The sequence below is a fragment of the Clavibacter sp. MX14-G9D genome (genome assembly GCF_032917815.1).
GTDB lineage: Bacteria > Actinomycetota > Actinomycetes > Actinomycetales > Microbacteriaceae > Clavibacter > Clavibacter michiganensis_K.
Genome location: NZ_JAVCVL010000024.1, coordinates 1 through 22,570 on the forward strand (window position 1 = coordinate 1; position 22,570 = coordinate 22,570).

A 22,570-nucleotide genomic window follows, 5' to 3' on the forward strand; every position below is an offset into this window, starting at 1 on the left:
GCCGCCAGGTCGACGCCCGCGACGTACCCGGTGCCCGTGGCGCGCACGACGCGCACCGCGCCCGTCGGCCCCGCGCCCGTGGGCACCGCGTCCGTCGCCGCACGCACCGCCGCCTCCTCCCGCTCCGGCCGCGTCACGTCGATCACGCGCTCCAGGTCCTGGAGCACGCGCGTCTGCAGCGTCGTGACCTGCACGGACACGGCGATGTGGTGGATGAAGTACACGAGCACGGCGACGTCCGCGACCGCGAGGAGCACCGCGGCGCTCACCGCGAGCACCGGCACGAAGCCGACCACGCCGTCGTCCTCCGTGTGGATGGAGCGCAGGACGATGAGCGCGTACAGGAACGTCGAGGTGAGCACCGCGAGCACGACCTGGTTGCCGCGGTCGGCCATGAAGTTCCGCACCAGCCGCGGCCCGTACGCGGACGAGGTGGTGGCGAGCACGGAGATCGTGATGGAGAACGAGGTGGCGGCGACGCCGAGCATGGTGCCGCCGATGGCGGAGAGGATCGCGCGCCCGCCGGTCGCCGACAGGTCCTCGACGAGCGGGATGTCGTCGATCCCGGCGGCGACGAGCAGGCGGTCGACCTCCACCAGCCCGAGGGCGAGGACCACCGCCGCGACGCCGAGCAGAGCGGGCAGGAGCCAGAAGGACTCGCGGGCGTGGAGCAGCCGGGATCGCATGGTCGCAGGCTACGGGGAGGGCGCGTCGACCATCCGGCGGGTAGGCGAGGATGGACAGGTGACCGACGCGACCACCTCCTCCGCCTCCGCCTCCCCCCTCCACCTCCACGACACGGCCGCCCGCGGGTTCGCCTCCGACAACTACTCCGGGATCCACCCCGAGGTGCTCGAGGCCATCGCCGCGGCGAACGGCGGGCACCAGGTCGCGTACGGCGGCGACGCGTACACGGCCCGCCTGCAGGAGGTCGTGGGCGAGCACTTCGGGCGCGGGGCCGAGGCGTTCCCCGTCTTCAACGGCACGGGCGCCAACGTCACGGGCCTCCTCTCGATGCTGCCACGCTGGGGCGCGGTCGTCTGCGCGACCACCGCGCACATCAACACCGACGAGGGCGGCGCGCCCGAGCGCGTCGCGGGCATCAAGCTGCTGCAGGTGCCCACCGAGGACGGCAAGCTCACGCCCGAGCTCATCGACCGCGAGGCGTGGGGCTGGGGCGACGAGCACCGGGCGCAGCCGCTCGCCGTGAGCATCACGCAGACCACCGAGCTCGGCACCGTCTACACGCCGGCCGAGGTGCGGGCCATCGCCGACCACGCCCACGAGCGCGGCATGCGCCTGCACATGGACGGCGCCCGCCTGTCGAACGCCGCGGCCACGCTGGATGCCCCCTTCCGCGCCTTCACGTCCGACGCGGGCGTCGACGTGGTGAGCTTCGGCGGCACCAAGAACGGCCTCCTCTACGGCGAGGCGATCGTGGTGCTCGACCCCGAGGCGTCCGAGGGCCTCGTCTACCTCCGCAAGCTCAACATGCAGCTCGCGTCCAAGATGCGGTTCGTGAGCGCGCAGCTGCTGGCGCTCCTCGGATCCGAGGTCGACGGCGTGCCGCTCTACCTCCGCTCCGCCCGCCACGCGAACGGCATGGCCGCGCGCCTTCGGGCGGCTCTCGACGGCGTGGACGGCGTGGAGTTCACGCAGGAGACGCAGGCGAACGGGCTGTTCGCGATCCTCCCCGAGGGCGTCGCCGACCGCCTCCGCGGCGAGTTCCGCTTCTACGACTGGGACCCGGCCCGCCGCGAGGTGCGCTGGATGTGCTCCTTCGACACCACCGAGGACGACATCGACCGGTTCGCGGCGGCGATCCGCCGGGAGGTCGGCGCGGCGTAGCTGCCAAGCTGGCACGGCGCACCGCGCACCGCGGACACGCCGCCCGTGACGGGCAGCCCGACCCCGGAGCGGACGGCGCGGCAGCGTCCCTCGCTCCTCGACCTGGACGGACGAAGCACATGACCCTCGAGATCCCCGGCATCAGCACGCCCTTCCGCCCGTTCCCCGAGGGCCGATGGGAGGTCGATCCCACCACGGGCCGCATCACCGTCACGAGCATCCCGGGCACGGACATCTTCACCGACCCGGGCGGCGACGACGCCGGCCAGGTCACGTCGTCGACGCTGCACGACGCCGCGACGCTGCTGACCGACGCCCCCGCGGGCGACTTCCAGCTCAGCGCGCACGTCCGCGTGCGCTTCACGGGCACGTTCGACGCCGGCGTGCTGTTCCTGCGTCACGACCGCGAGACGTGGGCGAAGCTCTGCTTCGAGTCCTCCCCGCAACGGCAGGGCATGATCGTCAGCGTCGTCAACGACCGCGTCTCCGACGACGCCAACGCCTTCACCATCGACGGCGACCACGTGCACCTGCGCGTGTCCCGGAAGGGGAGGGTCTTCGCCTTCCACGCGTCCCTGGACGGCGACCGATGGTCGCTGATCCGCGCGTTCTCGCTCCCGGGCGGCGACCGGCCGCTCGAGGTCGGGTTCGAGGCGCAGTCCCCCCAGAGCGACGGCTGCGACGTCACCTTCGACGACGCACGCCTCGTGGAGCGCACGATCACCGACTTCCGCGACGAGTCCTGAGACCGGCCACGGCACCCGGCGCCGCGCGCGGCCGGGAGGCGCCGAGGAACTCGACCGCGCCGCAGCTCCCCTCCGACTCCGTGGGAGCTGCGCTCACGCGGGCCGACGACCGCACCCTGCCACCCGACTCGGCGACGGAACTGCTGCCGGATGCCACGGTGAGGGGATCCGGAGACGATGGCGGCTCCGTGCGAGGTGCGGCGACCCCCTGGGTTCGACCCAGTCGCACCGGGAGGCGGAACCGATGAAGTGGCTGCTCACGACCGACCATCGGCAGTCGGCACGGCATGCCATCGTCTTCTTCTCCGTCCTGCTGGTCGCCGGCGTCGTGGGCATCCTCCTTCCCGGCTCCGACGCACCCGCCCGGCGAGGTCTCGGGCTGCCCATCTGGGGAATGGCTGCATTCCTGGTCGTCCTCGCATCGTTCGCGCTGGTGCTCGCCGTCCGGCAGCGCCGCCGAGAGAAGCGCGGCGAGTAGACCGCAGGGCATCCCCCGGCCAGGAGTCAGCGGCGCCACACCCCATGTCCCCGGGTGTCCGGCTGGGGATCGGCGACCGGCCGCCTAGCAGGCGACCTCGTCGGTGGCCGCGAACTGATCACGAGGCATTCGGCTGTGCCGATCCGTCGTCGGCGACGAACATGCAGAACGGGTGCCCCGCCGGATCGGCGAGGACGTAGAGCGCGCCGTCCGGATCGGCGCTCTGATCATCGAGGACCGTGGCGCCCAGCGCGACTGCTCGATCTCTGTGCCGTTCGAGCTGATCGGCATCCGTGACGGTGAAGTCGAGGTGCAGCTGCTGACGTACCGGTCCGTGCGGCCAGGTCACTCGCGGCAACTCGTCCACCCGTTGCACCGTGATGTCCACCCCTTCCGCGGTGCGGATCGCGACCCAGTCAGCGTTGTCGTCCGAGCCGTCGGCGGCGGGCTCGTCTCCTGCGCGGTACTCGCCACCCAGAAGGGCGAGGTAAAACGCGGCGAGCTCTCGCGCGTCCTCGGCGTCGAGCACGATCTGTCGCATGTGCAGGACCATGTCCGCAGGGTATTCCGATCGTCGACCTGAGAACGTCCAGGCACGTTCGGCTGCTCCGCCTAGACGCGTCAGCGCAGCGACGAACATGCACCATTCCTCGTGATCGCCCCTCACCGGACGCGCCGCTCGGCTAGTCCTCGAGTGCGTCCGGCTGCGGCAACCCGACGAAGGGCGCCGCGCGGCGTTCGAACTCCGCCCGGTCTCCCGCAGGCAGGAGCCCGCTGGCTCCGAAGCTGATGTTGATCGAGTTCTGCTCCCACCCGTAGTCGGCGGCTCCCTCGTTCCGTTTCGCGAACGTGCCCTCCGCGTCGTCCAGGGACATGTCCTGGAACGAGAAGAACATCCATTGACCGTGGGGCCCCTCGGCGCCCCCAGCCACCAGCACCTGGTCCTCCGGCCGCGACCCTCCGTGCATCTCGACGAGGTCCTCGGGATCCTCCGGCCACCGCTCCTGATCGAGGTACGGCTCGGACCAGCCGTGCGCCACCAGCACCTCGCCCATGATCCGCATCGCCTCCTGCTTCCCCGCCCATGTGCCCGGCACCGCATCCGACTGCCACGTCGGCAGGTTCACCCCTCGCAGCATGGACGACCCGCCCCACCTGTTCTCGGTCTCGAACGTGATCGACTCCGCCTGAGCAGGATCCGGGCCCGACGACCACGACATCCCGAACCGCGAACCCAGCCGGTCCGTCATCTCCCGCACCATCGACTCCTGCGTAGCGATCGCCTCATCGGGCGGAGGAGCCGCCAGCGCTTCGGCGGCGCTCCACTCCGCATGCCCGGGGTGATCACGCCACTGGATGCGCTCCTCGGTCCCGTCCGCGCGCACCACGGTCGTCACTACGGCCGGCGGCGACGTCGCCCCGACCCCGAGCCCCACGAGCACCGGGATTGCGATGACCACGGAGGCAGAGAGCGCGAACCCCCGGCGCATCGCCCGGTTCATCGGTTCTCGGCGCGGAGCTGCCGCAGGAAGGTCGGGGCCCGCTCCTCGATGCTGCATCGACCCAGCCTCCTCACGCGAGCCCCGTGCCCGCATCCCTCCCTGGAGTGACTGATCCCGCGACAGACGCGCAAGTCGTGCCCCGCGAGCTGGACTCGACAGGACGACCCGGCGCCGTGAGGGATGCCACCCGGAAGCTCTCGCTGCCACGCCCCACCCTGCCCCGGACGTCTACACCCCTCTACGGTGGTGCCATGCCCCGCGAAGTCGACAAGGTGGTCTGCAACGTGATCGAGCACGACCACCTCCTCGTGTTCACCCACGATGCGATCCCCCTCACCACCACGGGTGTGCAGGTGCCTGCCGGCAGCATCGAGGCAGACGAGACGCCCGAGGACGCGGCCGTCCGCGAGCTCACCGAGGAGACGGGCCGCGACGGCCAGGTCGTTCGTCTGGTCGGCGTCGATCGGTACGACCTCAGACCGACGCGCGACGAGGTCGCCGTCCGCCACTTCGTCGAGATGAGGATGACCCCCGCCGACGTCGAGGAGCGGTGGGCAGCTCGAGAACCCACCCCCGCACATGGCGGCGGACCCGTGCGCTGGACGTGCTGGTGGCTCCCGCTGGACAAGGCGCACGTGCTGTCGGCCGGGCTCGGATCGATGATCGGCGTCACGACACGAGCCGGCCAGTAGAGGATCCCGGCCCGGACGCCGCGGGAGGGTCGGATTCGCCGTCCCGGCCGGCCCTTCCTAGGCTCGGAAGATGGACGAGGACGTGATCGGACGGATTGTGCTGGGCCTGGTCATGGTCGCCAGCGGGGTACTGGTCATCCGGGTCGCGCACAGCACGGCGAGCGGGAGGCTGGGGCGCAACCAGGTCGCGGGCATCCGCACGGCGTCGACGCTCGCGAGCGACGCCGCCTGGCTCGCCGCGCATCAGCGGGCAAAGCGGTCGACCCTCGCGGCGGGCGCGTGCGCGATCGCCTCGGCGGTCCCCACGGTGCTGCCCGTGCCGATCGGAGCAGTGCTGGCCACGGTTCTCGCCGGGTGCCTCGCGATGCTCGGCTTCGCGATCCATGGGACGGTCGTCGGCGGGCGGGCGGCACGCGAGGCGCAGCAGAGCGAGCACGGGCGGAGGCCGGAGCGCGACCGGGGGCACTGAGCCGGGAAAAGGTACTGACCCGCGTGAGACTTGGACCGCAGAATCTTTTCGCGCCAGGCAAACGGGCACGGCCAGAAACGAAAATCACGTCGCTGATCCACCTCATCACCAATTGGTCATTCAATGGCCAACCGCAGATTCCTCGAGATTCCATCAGGTAGACGGTCCCTAAAGATGAGATTCGCCGTGTTCAGTCCAGCGATTGTAGCTTCATCGCCTCACCTAGGCATTGCCAGGTTTTTTGGAGCAACGGCCTAACTGCCTGACGAGAGCCGGATTCATTAGATAGGGGGCGTGCGCGGTGGCGGTCGGCTGCTTGTCGAGCTGGACGCACCCTGCGTACGTTCGGTGGCACCAATCAGTACTCGATGAAGGAGAATGATGAACGCGCACCGTTATCGCATCCCCACCGCAGTCCTCTTGGCCGGGGGCCTGGTGCTGACGTCGACGTCGATGGCATCCGCCGCCCCGACAGCTACGAATGCCGTCATCGCGCCGGCATCCATCAGCGCACCGACATTGACCGAGGCCGAGCTCGCGGAAGTGGGCCTCACCAGAGAGGACGCTGACGCGGTCGTGCGCGAGGCGGAGGCTGCGCTCGCGGCGGCAGAAGCGCGGGGCGAGATCACCGCGGCGGATGCGGCGGCGTTCCGCCAGCACCTGCTGACCACCGGCAACGGCGGTAGTGGCGAGGTGTCGACGCAGGCGCTCCCTGTGTGGGCGGCAGCCGCGATCATCGGATGCGCCGGCAGCGTCATGCTCGGCGAGGGAGCCGACCAGGTCAAGAACGCCCTGCGCACCGGTGGCGTGGACAGCGCCACCGACATCGCCCTCGGCATCGGCGTGGACTGCGTCTTCGGAGCCGTGCCCGGCGGCGCCATCGGCGCCGCAGCGAAGAAGACCCTGACGCAGCCGATCAAGGACACCCTCCGACCGGCGGTCAAGAAGGTCATCGAGACGTTCCAGCGCAACAACGACTGAGTTCCTCGAGGTCGGGGGCGTCATCACGTGCCCCCGACCTCGCCGTCCCGGCCCGATTGGACGAGATAGGAGAGTGGACCGATGAGAGACCTCGCACGGTGGCTGTATCCGCTTCTGCTGGGTAGCGCGTGGGGGAGCCTCTGGGCCGCCGTCACCGCATGGCGCCAGGGCACGGGAGATGCGGCGCCATGGCTCTTGGGTGCAGCAGTCATCGCCGGATCCCTCGCCGTGCCAGCGATCACGATCGCATCCCGTCCGCTGGTGGCCTACTTCTTCGGCTCCTCCCGGCGCACGTTCGCCATCATCATGCTCGTCGTCCTCACCGTCGGAGGACCACGCCTGCTCCTCTCGCCCGAAGCCGTGATCGACGCCGTGACTCTGCTGGTCATCTCCGTCGTGCTCGCTGCCATCGCCGCGGGCGCTGCACGGTACGCACTGCGGCGTGAGACGCCCGACTCGCCAGAGGGCCTCGACAGCGCCGCATGACGTCACACAGTCCGCGCAGCAGCTCGGTGGCACAGAAGCCGTGACTCACAGTGGTTGAAGCGGGCCCTCTGCGATCTTCTTCGTAGTCGCTCACGGGTTCTTGCGCCCCGCGAACCCCTAGCCCCGGCTGGGGGTTCTCGCGTTGACCGCGCGACCTCTTGGCCCGTAGTCCGCCGCCTGCGGCCGCTTCTTACTACCCGCGTTGCGACCGTACCGGGCTGTCGGTGTCCTCCAGTGAGGTCGCACACCCCAGCGCGCCCATGCCACGTGCACCGACCGGTCGCCTGCACCGTGGACGTCAACCGGTTCCTCAGGATGACCCCCAAGGGATCCCTCCTCGGACGCACCCTCACCGTATCGGCAGGTCTTGTACTACGCACTTGACACACAGATTCTCACCCTTGTACCGTCCAGGTGACACAGGAGGTGGGTCATGGTGGACCCGATAGCACTCGGCCTACCGCTGCTCGCGGTCACTCTCATTCTCACGTGCGCGATCGCGGTCTTTGCTGCGTCGGCAAGACGACGGGCGGTGATTGCAGACGTAAATATTGACGCCATGCACATGTCGGCATTACGTAGAGCTCGCCAGAGAGCGGTCGCCGCGATCGGTGCCTCCGTCGTGGTCTTGGTCGTGATGTCGGCGCTGGGCTTGAGCGTCGCCCCGCTCCTGGGCCTTCCGCTCCTATTAGCAGCACCGGTGTCTGCGTCTGTCGGGCTACTGCTTTACAGCCTCGTCCCTGCCTTGCGTCATGCCGTCTCGCCTTCCGCGGTGCGTAGCGCCTCACTCACCCCGCGAACTGTGGCGTCGTACCTCAGCGGCTCGCTGTCCCTGCCACCGATCATTGCACTGATCTGTCTCGTGGCCTTCGTGATCGTCACGGGAGTCACGTCCTCGCCCGATGACCTCGGCCTGTCACGAGCGATCGCATTCACCTCGCCGGATACCGTGTCTGCGTCCAGCCCGTACGCCGGATGGTTCTACGGTCTGCCCCTTCTGGGTACCTGCGTCGTGCTGATCGTCGTCACGATCTCGACCATGGCTCGCATCAGCGCGACTCCTGCGTTCCCCGACCCCGCTCTCGTGAGTCTGGACACGGCCTGGCGGCGCGAGTCCATGCGCATCGTCTCGGCGATCGCGGTCTTCTCTCTCACGCTGCCCTTCGGCGGCGCCGCAGCCATTTCGGGACGGGCCCTGCTCTCCGCGGTCCTCCCGACCTCCCACCCAGGATGGACCGCGCTGGGCATCATGTTCGTGGCCACGGGACTGGTCAGCGTCGTCCTCTCTGGCGTCAGTCTCGCCTTCGCGACCCGCCAGGCTCTCGCACTCCCCCGCGCCAGCCTCCGTGCAGCCGAGCCGACTCGATGACGCGCACCACGGAAGGCCGGCTGTGATCCGCATCGACCCGAGCAACGCCCTGCCTCCTTACGAACAGATTCGTGTGCAGATCGCGGACCTCGTTCGGGCGGGCACGTTACCTGCAGACCAGCGCCTGCCGACCGTCCGTCAGCTCGCAGCGGACCTGCGAGTCGCCCCCGGGACAGTCGGCAAGGCCTACGCGCTCCTTGAGTCAGAAGGGCTCCTTGCCACCAACCGCTCGAAAGGCACGCGCGTGGCCGCTGGCCACCACCACGCCGCCACGGTCCAGGACGCAGCGCAGCGATACGTCGCGACGGTCGCGGGAGTCGATCTCGAGCAAGCGCTGGGCGCGATCCGAGCCGCATGGGCAACACGATCAGATCCATGACCGCGCAAAGGCCTAAGCGCGAGAGACGTCCGACCCGTACTTCCTGTTTCAACAGAGGATCCCTGCCCGGACGGACGCACGATCACCCCAGCGCGGGCGCCGGCTGGATCTTGCGGCGCTCCGCGATGCGGACGAGCACGGACGCCGTGTCCTGCCGCGCGAGGAGCACGGCGTCGGTGCCCGCCGGGATCGTGTCGGCCGGGCGCTTGATGGTGACGCTGAGCGAACGGCCGCGGAAGCGGACGATCGACGCGGAGCTCGACGGCAGGTAGTCGACGTACGCGCGCACCTCGTCGACGTCGACGAGCCGCCACCAGTCGATCCACTCGGGAGAGTCCAGCACGTCGCCCAGGCGGTCCATCTCGTCGAGGTACTCCTGCGGGACCTCGTTCGTCGGGCCTCCCCCGCCCCAGTAGACCTGGATGTGGTCGTCCGGCTGCTCGACGAAGCGGAACCCGATCGCCCTCGCAGGGCCGGTCGGCTCGATGGGCAAGGGCTCTCGATGACCGCCGCGCACCTCGACGGACCCCGTCTCTGCATCGAGCACGAAGCTCCCGCGGTCGCCCAGGATGATGCCAGGGACCGACACCCCTTCCGCGGTCGTGCTCGACGTCCACCGCAGACTCCGCGCCGCACGGTGGAAGTGCCAGTACGTGGATCCGCCGACGATCTCGTCCGACAGCCGCGACGACCGCTCGCCGCGCAGCTCCTCCACCTCGACCCGGAGCCGGAGGAAGCCGTCGTCGCGGAGGACACCGACCAGCCGCATCCGGCGGGACCGGCTGCGGTCCTGCTTCCACGGGCCGTGCCGCGGGATCTCGTAGTCATCGCGACGGGCGGCGTCGGCGGCGCGGTCCACGACAGCAGGGTCGCCGCCGCGACGCGCCACGAGCCGCTTCAAGGTCTCCCGCCACATCAGCAGCACCAGCGCATCCCTCTCGCGGACGCCGAGGTCGTGGAAACCCACCGGGACACCGACGTGCGCGATGTCCTCACCGCCAGCCATGTAGTCCGAGATCTCGACCTCGAGGTCACCGCTCACGGAGGGCTCACCGGGCATCAGCCGGACGCTCGTGAACGGCGTCGTGATGCTCTCTTCCGCGAGGCATTCGCCGAGGAGCTCGGTGACCTTCTTCGACCCACGCAGGAGCGCGTCCATCTCGAGGACCGGCGCGTGCGGGTCGTCGTCCATCTCCGGCGGACACCACCGGCGGTCCGGCCAGCCGGTGTCCGGCCACATGTGCACGTCTCTCAGCGTCGGCGCCATCTGCCGATCATGGCAGCGACAGCCTCCGCATCGCCGCCCCCGCCGGTGTCCGAGAGGGGATCCCTACCCGGACGCTTCCCTACTGGCTGAGGACGCGCGGGTCTCGTCCGTAGCGTGGCGCCGCGTGCATGTTTTCGCGCAACGTCGCGCCCTCGTAATCGAGGTGGAAGATCCCGCGCTCCTGGAGGATCGGGACGACCTGGTCGACGAAGTCATCGACCCCGTCGTGGAGGCTGTCGATGGAGAGGGAGAACCCGTCGCAGGCTCCGGCCTCGAACCACTCCTGCATGAAGTCCGCGATCTCCTCCGCCGTGCCGGCGACGACCGGGTGGAAGTCGATGACGCCGTGCGCGATGACGTCGCGGAGCGACCAGCCCTCGCGCACCACCTGGAGGGCGCGTGCGGACCGCGGGTCGCCCGGGCTGGCGACAGCGCGGGCGAGCAGCTCCGCGGGCACAGGCTCGTCGATGTCCTCATAGCGCAGCGGCAGCCCGATCATGTGCCCGAGGTACGCGACGCGCTGGCGGAGGTCGAGCGACTCGTCCAGGAACCGGCGACGGTCGAGGGCTTCGCGCTTCGTGGCGCCGACGGTGGGCATGAAGCCGGCGAACATCTTGATGTCGTCCGCGTCCCGGCCGGCCGCGACGGCCGCCTCCCGCAGGGCCTCCCGCTGGGCGCGGGCGGAGGGGATGTCGAACGGGTTCGCGTAGACACCGTCGGCGTAGCGGCCGGCGAGCTCGAGCCCGTTCTGCCCTCCCCCGGCCTGGAAGATCACCGGCTGGCCCTGCTCCGATGGAGGGATCGGGAGCGGACCGACCGAGGCGACGTACTTCCCGCCGAGGTTGATCGGCCGGATCTTCCCCGCGTCCGCGTAGCGACCGGCGTCGACGTCGCCGATCAGCGCGTCCTTCTCCCAGCTCCCCCAGAGCGCCTCGACGATCTGGATGAACTCGTGCGCCCGGGCGTACTTCTCCGGCCGCGGCGGCACCTGCGCGCCGAAGTTCGCGGCCGCGTCCGGGTTCGACGTCGTGACGGCGTTCCAGCCGATCCGGCCGTGGCTGACCACGTCCATCGCCTTGTACTGCCGGGCAACGTTGTACGGCTCGTTGAAAGTCGTGGACGCGGTCGCGACCAGGCCGATGCGCGACGTCTCGCGGGCGATGGAGGTCATCACGACCACCGGATCGATCACGTGCCGCTGCGGCTGCACGTCGAGGTCGGTCTCCAGGGCCGGGGTGTCAGCGAAGAAGAGCAGGTGGATCTTGCCGCGCTCGGCGGACTGCGCGTGGCGGACGTGCTCGTCCATGCTCGTGTAGCTATCCAGCGGCACACCGGGCAGGCGCCAGGCGCCGGGGACGCCGCCGAAGCCGCCGACGAGCTGCATGGCGATGAGCATCTGTGGGGCAGTGCGAGGGGTGTCTGCGGTCATGGACCCAGTGTCGAACCTTCACACTGGTGGAAGGTCAAGCAGAGAGTACCTAGCGACCAGCCCTCAGCTCGCGCGCTCGAGCTGCCCGTCCGCCTCCAGGACGTCGAGGGCATCGATGTAGCTGGAGATGGCGTCGCGATTCTGGATCAGGAAGTCGATCTTCTCCGACATGCGGTCCCGCTCGTGCGTCAGGGTGTCTCGCAGTCCCGGCCAGGCGTTCCGGACCACGATCGCCTGCGGCTGATCGAGGCACGGGAGAATGTCCATGATGATCCGCGACGGGATCCCAGTGTCGGCGAGACCACGGATCTTGTTGACCCGGTCGACGAGGTAGTCCCCGTACTCCCGGTACCCGTTCGGCAGCCGGTCCGGCGTGATCAGGCCCTGCTCCTCGTAGTACCGCAGCATGCGCGCCGGCACACCGGTCTTCTTCGCGAGCTCTCCGATTCGCATCCGTTCCTCCATCTGGTCTTGACCTTCACACTAATGGCAACGTCAAGACTCGAGGGAGACCACAGAACGGAAGGCACAACCGCATGAAGATCGGCATCATCGGCACCGGCATGATCGGCGCCACCCTCGCCCAACGCCTCGCAGGAGCCGGCCACGACGTGGCCATCGCGAACTCGCGAGGACCTGAGACCATCGAAGGCAAGGCCCTCAGCACAGGCGCACGGGCCGTGGACGCGGCCGAAGTCGCGACGGGCGTCGACGCGCTCATCGTGTCCGTGCCGCTGAACCGGATCCCCGACATCGCCCCGCTCGTTCGCAAGGCTCCCGAGGGCGCGGTCGTGATCGACACGTCGAACTACTACCCCATGCGCGATGAGGCGATCGCGGAGCTCGACGGTGGCCAGGTGGAGAGCCTCTGGGTCAGCGAGCAGTACGGCCGACCGGTGATCAAGGCGTGGAACGCCATCGGGGCGCAGTCCTTCGCCGAACGCGGCACCCCCAAGGGCACCGCAGGGCGGATCGCGATCCCGGTCGCCGGCGATGACGCGGATGCACAGGCGCTGGCGATGTCGCTGGTCGAGGATACCGGCTTCGACGCGTTCGACGCCGGCTCGCTGACCGACTCGTGGCGGCAGCAGCCCGGCAACCCCGTCTACTGCACCGACCTCACCACCGAGGACGTGCCTGCCGCTCTGGCGAAGGCCGACCGGGCGCGGTCACCTCGTCGCCGCGACCTCGCCATCGACGTCGTGACCGAGCGCGCCGAGGCCGACGGAGGCGTCAGCGGCGACTACCTCGTGCGCCTCAACCGCGCCATCTACTGAACCCCACCAGCCACCGACACGAGCTGACAGCTCGAGCCAGGACACGGCTACCACCGACACGAGAGTCGGCAGAGAAGAAGGCACCGCACAGGAGCGGTGCGCATCAGAAGGAGAACACCATGGGACGCCTAGACAACAAGGTCGCGATCATCACCGGCGCCGCCGGCGGTCAAGGGAAGGTCGAGGCGAAGCTCTTCGCTCAGGAAGGCGCGCAGGTCATCGCCACCGACGTCAACGACACCCTGCTGGCCGAGACCGTCGCGGAGATCAACGCGGAGCTCGGTCGCGATGCCGTCATCGGCTACAAGCACAACATCGCGAACGAGAGCGAGTGGGTCGACGTCGTCGAGAAGGCCATCGCCGCCTTCGGCCGCGTGGACATCCTCATCAACAACGCCGCGATCCCCGGCAAGACCCGCGAGGACGTGTGGGACATCGATGCCGAGGAGACCACCCGGATCCTCAACGTCAACATCACCGGCACGCTGCTGGGCATCAAGGCCGTCATGCCGGAGCTGAAGAAGAACGGCACCGGCTCGATCGTCAACATCTCCTCCGCCGCGGGCCTGGTCGGCGGCATCAGCGGCGGCTCCGTGGCGTACTCGTCCACCAAGGGCGCGCTTCGCGCCATCACGAAGGAGATCGCCCTCGACGTCGCCGCAGCGGGAATCCGGGTGAACACCGTCTACCCGGGCCTGATCAACACGCCCATCATGCGGGCCTTCTCCGAGGAGACGACCGCAGCGGTCCTGGCGAAGATCCCCATGGGGTTCGCCGCCGAGCCGATCGACATCGCCTACGGCGTGCTCTTCCTCGCCTCCGACGAGGCCCGCTTCGTCACCGGCACCGACATCATCATCGACGGCGGCTTCACCGCCCAGTAAGGAGCCACCCGCATGATCCGACACATCGTCCTGTTCCGCACCCACGAGAACACTTCGCGCGAGCAGATGCAGGGAGCGATCGACCGGCTCGAGGGCCTGGTCGGCGTGATCCCTGGCCTCATCTCCCTCGAGGGCGGCATCGACATCGGCGCCGACGGCAACCACGACTTCGGCCTCGTCGCCGAGCTCGAAGACCAGGCCGCCCTGGACGCGTTCTCCACACACGACGCCCACATGAAGATCGCGATGGACATCCTCAAGTTCCGGAACCCCGAGGACATCGTCATCCTCGACATCCAGCACTGACATCCCACGAGAGGCCCCCGCGCTGCGCGCGGGGGCCTCTCGCATCCCCGCGCCACCGCATGACTCTCCTCGACCTGCGTACCCGATCACAGAGAACGGATCCCGACCATGCCCCCCTCCCCCGGCATCCACCCCTTCACCATCACGGCATCGGAGAACGACCTCGCCGACCTCCGCCGTCGACTCCTCGCCACCAGGTGGCCGGAGGCGGAGACCGTCGACGACACCTCCCAAGGCGCGCAGCTTCAGATGCTCCGGCCGCTGACCGAGCACTGGGCCAGCGGCTACGACTGGCGACGCACGGAGGCGCTGCTGAACGGGTGGGGCCAGTTCACGACGGAGATCGACGGGCTCCAGATCCACTTCGTTCACGTCCGCTCGAAGGCGCCAGGGGCCCGGGCGCTGCTGCTCACCCACGGGTGGCCGGGCTCCGTGCTGGAGTTTCGGCACGCCATCGACCCCTTGACCAACCCCGAGGCCCACGGCGGCACGACCGCGGATGCGTTCGACGTCATCATCCCCAGCGTCCCCGGGTTCGGGTTCTCCGGGCACCCGACCGAGGGCGAATGGGCCATCGAGCGCATCGCGCGAGCATGGGGCGAGCTGATGCGCCGACTCGGCTACGAACGGTGGTTCGCGCAGGGCGGGGACCTCGGCGCGTTCGTGACCATCGAGCTCGCCGCCCTCCAGGCGCAGGCCGACATCGGGCTCGCCGGCATCCACCTCAACGAAACGCCGTTCGAGGTGACGGAGGACGAGAAGACAGCAGCGACACCCGAGGAGCAGCGGATGCTCGACGAGGGCGACACCTACTCGCAGTCCCTGTCCGCGTACCGGCAGGAGATGGCCACGCGGCCGCAGACGATCGGCTACTCGCTCAGCGACTCCCCCACAGGACTCGCGGCATGGATCACCACGATGATGCAGGACGTCGCCGGCACGCACGACGAGCACGGCCACCTCCAGGATGTCATCCCGCGCGACGAGGTCATCGACAACCTCATGCTCTACTGGCTCCCCAACGCGGGAACCTCGGCCGCCCGCATCTACTGGGAAGCGACCCGAGCCGGCTGGTCGACCAACGGCACCCTCGACGCCCCGGTGACGATCCCCACCGGTGTCACCGTCATGCCCGGCAGCCACTCCCGCCGATCACGCCGGTGGGCCGCGCGACGGTACCTCGACCTCGTGCGCTTCTCTGAAGCCGCCCGAGGCGGGCACTTCGCGTTCCTCGAGCAGCCGGAGATCCTCGTCGACGACGTACGGGCGACCTTCCGCGGCCTCTGAACGGCTGCATCGGGGGGCCAGCCGCGGCCGCGCACGACGACAGGCTCCCTCCGGAAGGAGGGAGCCTGTCGAGTCGCACGGTGATCAGCTGCTGGCGGTCGTCTCGGTCACCGCAGCGCGGCGTCCGATGAACAGGGTGCCGATGAGGCCGGCCACCGCGATGAGTCCGCCGGTCATGAACGCCGCCTCCCCGGCGGACACCGTCTGCGCCACGGTGAGCGCCCCCGCGTCCGTCGCACCGGAGCCGATCGTGTACGCGGACACGAGGACCGCTCCCCCGGCGGCACCGGCGAGCTGCTGCACCGTGGTGAACGCGGCCGTCCCGTAGGGGTACAGCTCGGAGCGCAGCGACGACAAGGCGAGCGTGGTGACGGGACCCCAGATCATCGCCTGGCCTGCCGTCATGACGAGGTAGCCGGTCAGGTACGCCCCGACGCTGCTCGTGTCGTCCAGGGTGCTGAGGAACCAGATGCTCGCGGGCCAGATCACACCTCCCGGAATGGTCAGGGGCAGCGGGCCGAACCGGTCGTAGACACGCCCGCCGAGCGCGGACACGACGGAGATGATCACACCTCCCGGGAGCAAGAACAGCCCGATGGCGAGCGTGCTGAGCCCCAGCGCACCCGTCAGGACGAACGGCAGGACCAGCGCGACCCCGAAACCGTTCATGGCGACGAAGAGCATGATCAGCACCGCGATCACGAACTTCCTGCTCCGGAAGATGCGCATGTCCAGGAACGCCTCCCCCTGTCGCTGCAGCGCCACCTGGCGCATGACGAACGCCGCCACACCGACCACGCCGATGACGATCGGCACCAGCGGCGGCATCGGAGCGTGCCCCGAGGCCGACTCCCCGATGAGGGACAGCCCCAGCACCAGGGCCCCGAAGCCGACAGCGGACAGCGCGAGGGACAGGAGGTCCAACGACGCCCGCTCCGGGGTGGTGATGTTTTTCAGCTTCAGCGCACCGGCAATGAGGGCGATGACCGCGAGCGGCAGCACGAGGATGAACAGGAACCGCCACGGCAGGAACGTCAGCACGAGACCCGACACCGCGGGCCCCACAGCCGGGGCGATGGCCGGCACCGCGGTCACCAGGGCCATGATGCGGCCACGCCGCGACTCCGGGATCAGCCGGATCGCCGTGGTCATCAGCAGCGGCAGGAACACCGCCGTCCCGATGGCCTGGATGATCCGACCCGAAAGGAGGATCCCGAAGCTCGGGGCGATGGCAGAGACGGCCGTACCGACGATGAAGACCGACAGGGCGGTGAGGAAGATCGTCCGCAGGTGGAAGCGCCGCATGACGAACCCGGTGGCAGGGATCAGGACCGCGAGAGTCAGCAAGTACCCGGTCGTCAGCCACTGACCAGCTGACGGGGTGATGTCGAGGTCGGCGATGAGGGTCGGCAGGGCGACGCCCAGGAGCATCTCGTTAAGCAGCACCAGGAACGTGGAGGCCATCAGCAGGCCGATAACGAGCGCGTCTCCCGGCTGGAGGCGATCGGCAGTCCGCGACTGCTCGCGCGGACGAAGAGAAGTAGTCATCCCCCCATCGTCAACACTGACATTAGTGTGAATGTCAAGTCCGGAGCTCGGCGAGGGTCTCGGGGCTCTCCTTGGCGTACCGCTTTAGCAGTCCGGTAGGGGATCCCCGTACGGACGCAGGCCGCGCAACGAACAGAGATACTCTCTCCGAATGTCGTCCCCATCCTTGTCCCACGAAACCGTTGAAGCTGCCGAGGATCGATTGCTCGACGCGATGCGCGCAAGTGACGTCGATGCGCTTGGTCAACTGCTCGCACCCGAGCTGATCTTCACGACACCCGAAGGCTCGAGCATCAGCCGGGACGAAGATCTCGGAGCGCATTCGTCGGGCACAACGAAGTTCGAGTCGATCGCTGAAATCAGTCGCAGCACGCTGGACTTTGCCGGCGGCGCCGAGACCAGGTCGGTCGTAGACGTCGTTGTGATCGACCACGGCAAACGCATTGAGGCTCGGCTTCAATACGTCCGGGCGTGGCAACGAATCGCCGGGCGCTGGATGGTTGTCTCCGGAAGCGCAATACTCGCACCCGCACCGAACGCCTGATCACTCCGCTAAAGGATCCCTGCCCGGAACGGCACGGGGGCGCTCTCCACACACTCCGACGAGGTCCCGTGGCCGGTGCTCCACCCTCGTCCGATGGCCCGAGGAGTAACTACTCGCGCAGACTGCCCATGCCCCACTTCGGGGTGGTGTCCTCACTTTGGAGGACACAAGAGGTACAGTCACTCACGTCTGGTGCTTACCCGAGCACGCGCATCGTGTGCCGGCCCCTCGTCCGATACCCCCTGACGATGAGCCGCCGGCCTCCGCGAGCACCTGTGCGTCGACCCGAAGAAGACCACAGCGACGAGCTCACCGCTGCACCCGCCCCCCTGCGGCGGTGAGCTCCACCGCTCCCCCCTCTGTCTCGCCCGATGCAGTCCTTGACACAGGCTCCTTTCGCCGCCTCTTCGGGTGTCCGGTAGGGGACCGCTCACCGTACGGCCCCGATGGCGGAGGTCCGGCCCTCGCCCCGCCGGGGCCGCGAGTCTCAATTGACCCGTCCGGTGGAGTGTCCGGTGAAGGGGGTTCACGTGAGACACCTTCCGTGGCCTGTCAGCCGCTGATCGCGGCCTCCGCTCCCGCTCACCGCATTCGCGGAAGTCAGGGGTACGGAATCGCCGTCGAAATGGTCATGATGCGGGCCACCCGGCAGGTCCTCGCCCGCCGCTCGACGCGCCGACACGGAGCCCGTGATCCGCTCCCGATCGCGCCAGAGCCTCCCTCGCGTCAGATGTCGGTGAGCATCAGCGCAGTGCCGTGACCTCGTGGGACGTCTCGCGGCCCGGAGACGCGCGAGAGGACGGACAGTCAGCCGCACGCCACCGCCATCCCCTCCGGTGTCGTCCTCGGAGGAGATGGAGGACGCAGCTTGTCGGAGCGCCACCCGATGCTCGCGCGGGTCAGCCCGTGTTCTGCAGCCCCGCCGCGATGCCGTTGACCGTGAGCAGGAGGAGCCGGTGGTCCGGATCCGTCGGGTCGGCCTGCCCGGGCGCGCCGCCCGCGGGAGCGTCCGTCGCCGTCCGCAGCGCGCGTAGCGCCCGCAGCTGGAGGAGCGACAGCGCGTCGACGTACGGGCTCCGGAGGCGCACCGCGCGGCGGAGCACCGGCCGGCCCTCGAGGATCTCGCCGCGGCCCGTGGCCTTCCGCACCCACTCGCGCGTCAGCTCCATCTCGCCGCTCACGAGCGCGGCGAGGTCGGGCCGGTCGCCGAGGGCGAGGTAGCGCTCGGCGAGGCGGCCGTCGGTCTTGGCGAGCGACATCTCGACGTTGTCGATCATCGACGTGAACAGCGGCCACTCGTCGTACGCCTTCCGGAGCACGGCCTCGTCGCCGACGGCGGCCAGCGCCGAGCCGAGCCCGAACCAGCCGGTGAGGTTGATCCGCGCCTGCGTCCACGCGAACACCCACGGGATCGCCCGCAGATCCTCGAGCGACTCGACGGAGAGGCCGCGGCGGGCGGGACGCGACCCGAGCGCGAGCAGCCCGATCTCCTCCATGGGCGTGACCTGCGCGAACCACGGCGCGAAGCCGGGCGCCTTCACGAGCTCGAAGAACCGGGCGCGGGACGCCTCGTCCATGACCCGGACCATCTCCGCGGAGCCCTCCGCCGCGGCCGCGTTGCGCTCCTCGTTGGAGGGCGCGGAGGCGAGCAGGGTCGCCGCCGCCATCTGCTCGATGTGGCGGGCCGCGATGCGCTTGTCGCCGTAGTGGGCGAAGATCACCTCGCCCTGCTCGGTGAGCTTGAAGCGGCCGTCGACGGATCCCGGCGGCTGCGCCCGCACGGCGCGGTCGGCCGGCCCGCCGCCGCGGCCGAGGGCGCCCCCGCGGCCGTGGAAGAGGGTCAGCTCGATGTCGTTCTCGCGCGCCCACGCGGCGATGCGCGCCTGCGCGTCGAACAGGGCGAAGGTCGCGGAGACGGGCCCGACGTCCTTCGAGGAGTCGGAGTAGCCGAGCATCACCTCGAGCTTGCGCCCGGTGGCGGCGAGGCGCGCCTCGACCTGCGGCAGGCGGATCATCCCGTCGAGGATCTCGGTGCTCGCGTCGAGGTCGGCGAACGTCTCGAACAGCGGGATCACGTCGAGGACGGGCGCGTCCTCCGCCGAGCCGAGCGCCAGCGCCGCCAGCTCGTGCACGGTGCGGATGTCGTCCGCGGACTGCGTGAACGAGACGATGAAGCGGGAGAACGGCGCGACGCCGTGCCGCTCCTGGAGGCGGGCGAGCGTGCGGAACACGTCCAGCACCTCGACCGTCATGTCCGCGAGCTCGGGCGCGTCCGCTCCGGACGCGGCGGCGGCGGCCGCCGCCCGCGCCTCGCGGAGCGCCTCGCGGTGCACCTGCGAGTGCTGGCGCACCTCCATCTCGGCCAGGTGGAAGCCGAAGGTCTCCGCCTGCCAGATGAGGCCCTGCAGCTCGCCGCCGGCGATGCGGTGCGCGCCGGCGCTCCGCAGCGAGCCCTGCAGCACCCGCAGGTCGGCGAGCAGCTCCGCGGCCGACGGGTAGGCGATCGGGTCGTCGTGGCGCTCGCGCGTCGCGGCGAGGCGTCCCGCGATGACGAGCAGCACGCGGCGGTGCAGCTCGGCGGGCGCGCGCGTGCCGATGCGGGCCGTGAGGTGCGGTGCGAGCGCGTCCTGCGCGGCGGCCAGCTCCCGCAGCTCCGGGCTGGGCGGGGTGTCGGCGTCGCCCAGGGTCAGCGAGCGGCCGACGCGGAGCGCGACCCGCTCGAGCCCGAGGAGGATGTGCTCGCTCGCGATCCCGGCGGCCTCCTCGGTGACGGCGGCGGTGACGTAGGGGTTGCCGTCGCGGTCGGCGGCGATCCAGTTGCCGAGCCGGAAGAACGCAGGCGCCACGGCCTCGCGGACGCCGGCCTCGTCGCCCAGGAGCCAGTCGTCGAGCAGCCGGTAGACGCGCGGCACTACCTCGAACAGCGTCTGGTCGAAGACGCCCATGGCGGTGCGGACCTCGTCGAGCGGGGTCGGCCGGGTGGTGCGCAACGGCGAGGTGCGCCACAGGCCGTCGATCTCCTCGAGCAGGCGGCGGTCGACGTCCTGGCCCGTGAGGGTGCCCGCGGCGGCGCCGTCGCGTTCGGTGAGCAGGTCGCCGATGCGGCGGATCCCGGTGGCGACGGCACGGCGTCGCGCCTCGGTGGGGTGCGCCGTGAGCACCGGGTGGAAGCGCATCTCGCCGAGTCGGCGCATGGCCTCCTCGCGACCGAGCTCCTCGGTGAGGCGGCCGACCGCGTCGGGGACGGAGTCCGGCACGAAGCCCGCCGCCGCCTCGCGCTCGCGGAGCACCCGCACGCGGTGGTGCTCCTCGGCGAGGTTCGCGAGGTGGAAGTAGCAGGTGAACGCGCGGGCGACCTGCTCCGCACGCTCGGGCGTGAAGGTCGCGACGAGGCGCTCGGCGTCGTCGATGGACGCGTCGCGCGCGCTCTCGTACGCGTCGATCACCAGCTCGCGGAGACGCTCCACGTCGCGGAGGAGGTCGTCGCCCCCGGACTCGCGGAGCACCTGGCCGAGCAGGCCGCCCAGGTGGCTGACGTCGGATCGGAGGGCCGGCTCCACGGCGTCGCGGGTGCCGTCGCGGGTGGAGTCGTGCTCGAGGGGAAGCGGCTTCGGGGGAGTCGTCACGGTCACGAGGATACGGAACCCGGGAGGCGGATCCTGCGCATGACGTCCGAGGACGGCCTCCGGGACGACCGATCCCGCCGTCCGGGACCCCGACGGGAACGGGATCAGGCGGCGGGTACGTCGGGGGCCCGCTCGTCCCGCGGCATGCGCAGGGCCGCGTAGCCGGAGGCCGCGAGCAGCAGCACGGCGCCCGTGGCGAAGGCCACGGGGAACGAGACCGCGTCGGCGAGGTACCCGGCGACCAGCGGGCCGACGATCGCGCCGAGGTCCGCGACCATCGAGAACACCGCGACGGGGCGCCCGCTGCGGCCGCCGGCCGCGTCGCCGACCGCGGCCGCCGGCGCGGTGCCCATGAAGGAGGCCGCCGCGCCGAACAGGCAGAGCAGCACGGTGAGCACGATCACGTTCGGGGCGAACGGGATCGCGATCATCAGGACCCCGGCGACGCCGAACGCGCCGACGATGGCGGGGCGCCGCCCGACCGTGTCGACGAAGCGCGCGGCGGGCGCGAGCACGAGCGCCTGCACGACGGCGGCGCACGCGAACGCGATGCCGGTGGAGGCGGCCGGCTCCCGGATCACCTCGACCACGAGGAGCGGGATGAGCGAGCTGCGGACGCCCATGGACGCCCACCCGTTGCCGAGGTTCGCGAGGAGCGCCCCGCGGTACCGGGTGTCGCGCAGCACCTCGCGGAACGCGCGCGGCGCCTCGACGGGGGCCGCCGGGTCGACCCTGCCGGTGCGCTTCGAGAGCAGCAGCAGGCCGATGGCGCCGGCGACCGCGAGGGTGGCGGCGTAGAAGAAGAAGGGAGCGGTGAGCGAGATGGTCGCGAGGACGGCGCCGAGCGCGGGCCCGGCCATGCCGCCGATGAGGAAGCCGCCCTGGTAGAAGCCGATCGCGCGGGCGCGGCGGGCGGGATCCGTGGAGCCGAGCAGGAGCGTCATGGCGGCGACCGAGAACATGGCCGACCCGATGCCGCCCGCGCCGCGGAGGAGCAGGAGCTGCACGTAGTCCTGCGCGAGACCCGCGAGCCCCGAGGAGACCGCGACGACGCCGAGGCCGACGGCGAGCACGGTGCGCTCGCCGGTCCAGTCCATGAGGCGGGCGACGAACGGGCTCATCACGAGCCGCATCAGCGCGAACGCGGAGATGACGGCGCCGATCTCGAAGCTGCCGACCCCGAAGCTGCGCGCGTACACGGGGAGCACGGGCACGACCACGCCGAAGCCGACCATGACGAAGAACGCGATGATGCCGAGGACGAGCACGTCGCGCGGGAGCTTCGCCCGGGGGGCGCGGGGAGCGCGGGATCCGCGTGCGGCGCCGCGCGCGTCGGGCATCGACCCGTCGCCGGGGGCGTCCCCCGCTCCGGGCTGGGGGGTGCGCGCGGACCCCGCACGCCGGAAGGACCGCATGCTGCAAGCGTACGTCCGGCCGGCCGCGGGCGATGCC

22 protein-coding genes and 1 pseudogene are annotated in these 22,570 nt (G+C 70.2%); 14 read left to right on the forward strand and 9 right to left on the reverse strand.

All coding sequences use genetic code 11. The annotated features are described in order from the left end of the window. A partial coding sequence (locus tag Q6969_RS04105; RefSeq protein WP_317229308.1) for a DUF2254 family protein occupies positions 1-686 on the reverse strand: 686 nt, incomplete at its 3' end. Here Q6969_RS04105 and Q6969_RS04110 point away from each other — a divergent pair. From Q6969_RS04110 to Q6969_RS04120, 3 genes are all read left to right on the forward strand, one after another. Continuing rightward, positions 685-1,848: a low specificity L-threonine aldolase gene (locus Q6969_RS04110; protein WP_317229309.1), complete on the forward strand. Its 1,164-nt coding sequence runs from the start codon at positions 685-687 to the stop codon at positions 1,846-1,848. The two genes, Q6969_RS04105 and Q6969_RS04110, sit on opposite strands and share 2 nt — an antisense overlap. Before the next feature lie 119 nt (positions 1,849-1,967). After that, the gene (locus Q6969_RS04115) at positions 1,968-2,594 is read left to right on the forward strand and encodes a DUF1349 domain-containing protein (RefSeq protein ID WP_317229310.1); all 627 of its coding nucleotides are present in this window, start codon (positions 1,968-1,970) and stop codon (positions 2,592-2,594) included. 244 nt (positions 2,595-2,838) lie between these two features. Then, positions 2,839-3,072 (forward strand): hypothetical protein, encoded by a 234-nt coding sequence (locus Q6969_RS04120; protein ID WP_317229311.1) that lies wholly within the window; start codon positions 2,839-2,841, stop codon positions 3,070-3,072. Between the two features lie 118 nt (positions 3,073-3,190). Here Q6969_RS04120 and Q6969_RS04125 read toward each other — a convergent pair whose 3' ends face one another. Both Q6969_RS04125 and Q6969_RS04130 read right to left on the reverse strand, forming a co-directional pair. Continuing rightward, positions 3,191-3,625 carry a VOC family protein gene (locus tag Q6969_RS04125; RefSeq protein WP_317229312.1) on the reverse strand — a complete coding sequence of 145 codons (435 nt, stop codon included), beginning with the start codon at positions 3,623-3,625 and terminating at the stop codon, positions 3,191-3,193. Between the two features lie 130 nt (positions 3,626-3,755). Continuing rightward, positions 3,756-4,532: a hypothetical protein gene (locus Q6969_RS04130; protein WP_317229313.1), complete on the reverse strand. Its 777-nt coding sequence runs from the start codon at positions 4,530-4,532 to the stop codon at positions 3,756-3,758. Between the two features lie 293 nt (positions 4,533-4,825). Between Q6969_RS04130 and Q6969_RS04135 the strand changes: the two genes are divergently transcribed. The 6 genes from Q6969_RS04135 (at position 4,826) to Q6969_RS04160 (ending at position 8,950) form a co-directional block, all read left to right on the forward strand. Next, the gene (locus tag Q6969_RS04135) at positions 4,826-5,266 is read left to right on the forward strand and encodes an NUDIX domain-containing protein (protein ID WP_317229314.1); all 441 of its coding nucleotides are present in this window, start codon (positions 4,826-4,828) and stop codon (positions 5,264-5,266) included. Between the two features lie 70 nt (positions 5,267-5,336). Continuing rightward, entirely contained in the window at positions 5,337-5,735 is a 399-nt protein-coding gene (locus tag Q6969_RS04140; RefSeq protein ID WP_317229315.1) for an SdpI family protein, read from the forward strand. Between the two features lie 378 nt (positions 5,736-6,113). Further along, positions 6,114-6,716 (forward strand): hypothetical protein, encoded by a 603-nt coding sequence (locus Q6969_RS04145; RefSeq protein ID WP_317229316.1) that lies wholly within the window; start codon positions 6,114-6,116, stop codon positions 6,714-6,716. 81 nt (positions 6,717-6,797) lie between these two features. Beyond that, positions 6,798-7,202: a hypothetical protein gene (locus Q6969_RS04150; protein ID WP_317229317.1), complete on the forward strand. Its 405-nt coding sequence runs from the start codon at positions 6,798-6,800 to the stop codon at positions 7,200-7,202. 433 nt (positions 7,203-7,635) lie between these two features. Then, complete coding sequence (locus tag Q6969_RS04155) at positions 7,636-8,571, forward strand: hypothetical protein (protein WP_317229318.1); 936 nt, start codon at positions 7,636-7,638, stop codon at positions 8,569-8,571. 22 nt (positions 8,572-8,593) lie between these two features. Next, a complete protein-coding gene (locus Q6969_RS04160; protein ID WP_317229319.1) occupies positions 8,594-8,950 on the forward strand; it encodes a GntR family transcriptional regulator in 357 nt (118 codons plus the stop codon). Between the two features lie 82 nt (positions 8,951-9,032). Here the strand turns inward: Q6969_RS04160 and Q6969_RS04165 are convergent, their stop codons facing one another. The 3 genes from Q6969_RS04165 to Q6969_RS04175 all read right to left on the reverse strand — a co-directional run bounded on the left by Q6969_RS04165 (position 9,033) and on the right by Q6969_RS04175 (position 12,099). Beyond that, on the reverse strand, positions 9,033-10,217 hold the full coding sequence (locus Q6969_RS04165; protein WP_317229320.1) for a hypothetical protein: 1,185 nt from the start codon (positions 10,215-10,217) through the stop codon (positions 9,033-9,035). A gap of 79 nt (positions 10,218-10,296) precedes the next feature. Then, entirely contained in the window at positions 10,297-11,646 is a 1,350-nt protein-coding gene (locus Q6969_RS04170) for an NtaA/DmoA family FMN-dependent monooxygenase (RefSeq protein ID WP_317229321.1), read from the reverse strand. A gap of 63 nt (positions 11,647-11,709) precedes the next feature. After that, a complete protein-coding gene (locus Q6969_RS04175; protein ID WP_317229322.1) occupies positions 11,710-12,099 on the reverse strand; it encodes a MerR family transcriptional regulator in 390 nt (129 codons plus the stop codon). Between the two features lie 47 nt (positions 12,100-12,146). Here Q6969_RS04175 and Q6969_RS04180 point away from each other — a divergent pair. The 4 genes and pseudogenes from Q6969_RS04180 to Q6969_RS04195 all read left to right on the forward strand — a co-directional run. Next, positions 12,147-12,923, forward strand: a pseudogene (locus Q6969_RS04180) (NADPH-dependent F420 reductase); the annotation flags it as partial. A 119-nt stretch (positions 12,924-13,042) separates the two neighbouring features. Continuing rightward, the gene (locus tag Q6969_RS04185; RefSeq protein WP_317229323.1) at positions 13,043-13,807 is read left to right on the forward strand and encodes a glucose 1-dehydrogenase; all 765 of its coding nucleotides are present in this window, start codon (positions 13,043-13,045) and stop codon (positions 13,805-13,807) included. A gap of 12 nt (positions 13,808-13,819) precedes the next feature. Beyond that, a complete protein-coding gene (locus Q6969_RS04190) occupies positions 13,820-14,113 on the forward strand; it encodes a Dabb family protein (RefSeq protein ID WP_317229324.1) in 294 nt (97 codons plus the stop codon). A gap of 108 nt (positions 14,114-14,221) precedes the next feature. Further along, on the forward strand, positions 14,222-15,400 hold the full coding sequence (locus Q6969_RS04195; protein WP_317229325.1) for an epoxide hydrolase: 1,179 nt from the start codon (positions 14,222-14,224) through the stop codon (positions 15,398-15,400). 84 nt (positions 15,401-15,484) lie between these two features. On the opposite strand, the gene Q6969_RS04200 is transcribed toward Q6969_RS04195, so the two are convergent. Then, a complete protein-coding gene (locus Q6969_RS04200; protein WP_317229326.1) occupies positions 15,485-16,864 on the reverse strand; it encodes an MFS transporter in 1,380 nt (459 codons plus the stop codon). A gap of 250 nt (positions 16,865-17,114) precedes the next feature. Between Q6969_RS04200 and Q6969_RS04205 the strand changes: the two genes are divergently transcribed. After that, positions 17,115-17,492, forward strand: coding sequence for a nuclear transport factor 2 family protein (locus Q6969_RS04205; protein WP_317229327.1), 378 nt, complete (start codon positions 17,115-17,117; stop codon positions 17,490-17,492). 899 nt (positions 17,493-18,391) lie between these two features. Here the strand turns inward: Q6969_RS04205 and Q6969_RS04210 are convergent. Further along, on the reverse strand, positions 18,392-21,118 hold the full coding sequence (locus Q6969_RS04210; protein WP_317229328.1) for a phosphoenolpyruvate carboxylase: 2,727 nt from the start codon (positions 21,116-21,118) through the stop codon (positions 18,392-18,394). Positions 21,119-21,222: 104 nt separating this feature from the next. Further along, entirely contained in the window at positions 21,223-22,533 is a 1,311-nt protein-coding gene (locus Q6969_RS04215) for an MFS transporter (RefSeq protein ID WP_317229329.1), read from the reverse strand. Positions 22,534-22,570 lie beyond the last annotated feature (37 nt).

Excerpts from the sequence above, each read along its gene's own strand:
- Q6969_RS04110 (WP_317229309.1), top strand. The coding sequence starts at position 685 with ATGGTCGCAGGCTACGGGGAGGGCGCGTCGACCATCCGGCGGGTAGGC.
- Q6969_RS04115 (WP_317229310.1), top strand. The coding sequence starts at position 1,968 with ATGACCCTCGAGATCCCCGGCATCAGCACGCCCTTCCGCCCGTTCCCC.
- Q6969_RS04120 (WP_317229311.1), top strand. The coding sequence starts at position 2,839 with ATGAAGTGGCTGCTCACGACCGACCATCGGCAGTCGGCACGGCATGCC.
- Q6969_RS04125 (WP_317229312.1), bottom strand. The coding sequence starts at position 3,625 with ATGGTCCTGCACATGCGACAGATCGTGCTCGACGCCGAGGACGCGCGA.
- Q6969_RS04135 (WP_317229314.1), top strand. The coding sequence starts at position 4,826 with ATGCCCCGCGAAGTCGACAAGGTGGTCTGCAACGTGATCGAGCACGAC.
- Q6969_RS04140 (WP_317229315.1), top strand. The coding sequence starts at position 5,337 with ATGGACGAGGACGTGATCGGACGGATTGTGCTGGGCCTGGTCATGGTC.
- Q6969_RS04145 (WP_317229316.1), top strand. The coding sequence starts at position 6,114 with ATGATGAACGCGCACCGTTATCGCATCCCCACCGCAGTCCTCTTGGCC.
- Q6969_RS04150 (WP_317229317.1), top strand. The coding sequence starts at position 6,798 with ATGAGAGACCTCGCACGGTGGCTGTATCCGCTTCTGCTGGGTAGCGCG.
- Q6969_RS04155 (WP_317229318.1), top strand. The coding sequence starts at position 7,636 with ATGGTGGACCCGATAGCACTCGGCCTACCGCTGCTCGCGGTCACTCTC.
- Q6969_RS04165 (WP_317229320.1), bottom strand. The coding sequence starts at position 10,217 with ATGGCGCCGACGCTGAGAGACGTGCACATGTGGCCGGACACCGGCTGG.
- Q6969_RS04170 (WP_317229321.1), bottom strand. The coding sequence starts at position 11,646 with ATGACCGCAGACACCCCTCGCACTGCCCCACAGATGCTCATCGCCATG.
- Q6969_RS04175 (WP_317229322.1), bottom strand. The coding sequence starts at position 12,099 with ATGCGAATCGGAGAGCTCGCGAAGAAGACCGGTGTGCCGGCGCGCATG.
- Q6969_RS04185 (WP_317229323.1), top strand. The coding sequence starts at position 13,043 with ATGGGACGCCTAGACAACAAGGTCGCGATCATCACCGGCGCCGCCGGC.
- Q6969_RS04190 (WP_317229324.1), top strand. The coding sequence starts at position 13,820 with ATGATCCGACACATCGTCCTGTTCCGCACCCACGAGAACACTTCGCGC.
- Q6969_RS04195 (WP_317229325.1), top strand. The coding sequence starts at position 14,222 with ATGCCCCCCTCCCCCGGCATCCACCCCTTCACCATCACGGCATCGGAG.
- Q6969_RS04200 (WP_317229326.1), bottom strand. The coding sequence starts at position 16,864 with ATGGCCTCCACGTTCCTGGTGCTGCTTAACGAGATGCTCCTGGGCGTC.
- Q6969_RS04215 (WP_317229329.1), bottom strand. The coding sequence starts at position 22,533 with ATGCGGTCCTTCCGGCGTGCGGGGTCCGCGCGCACCCCCCAGCCCGGA.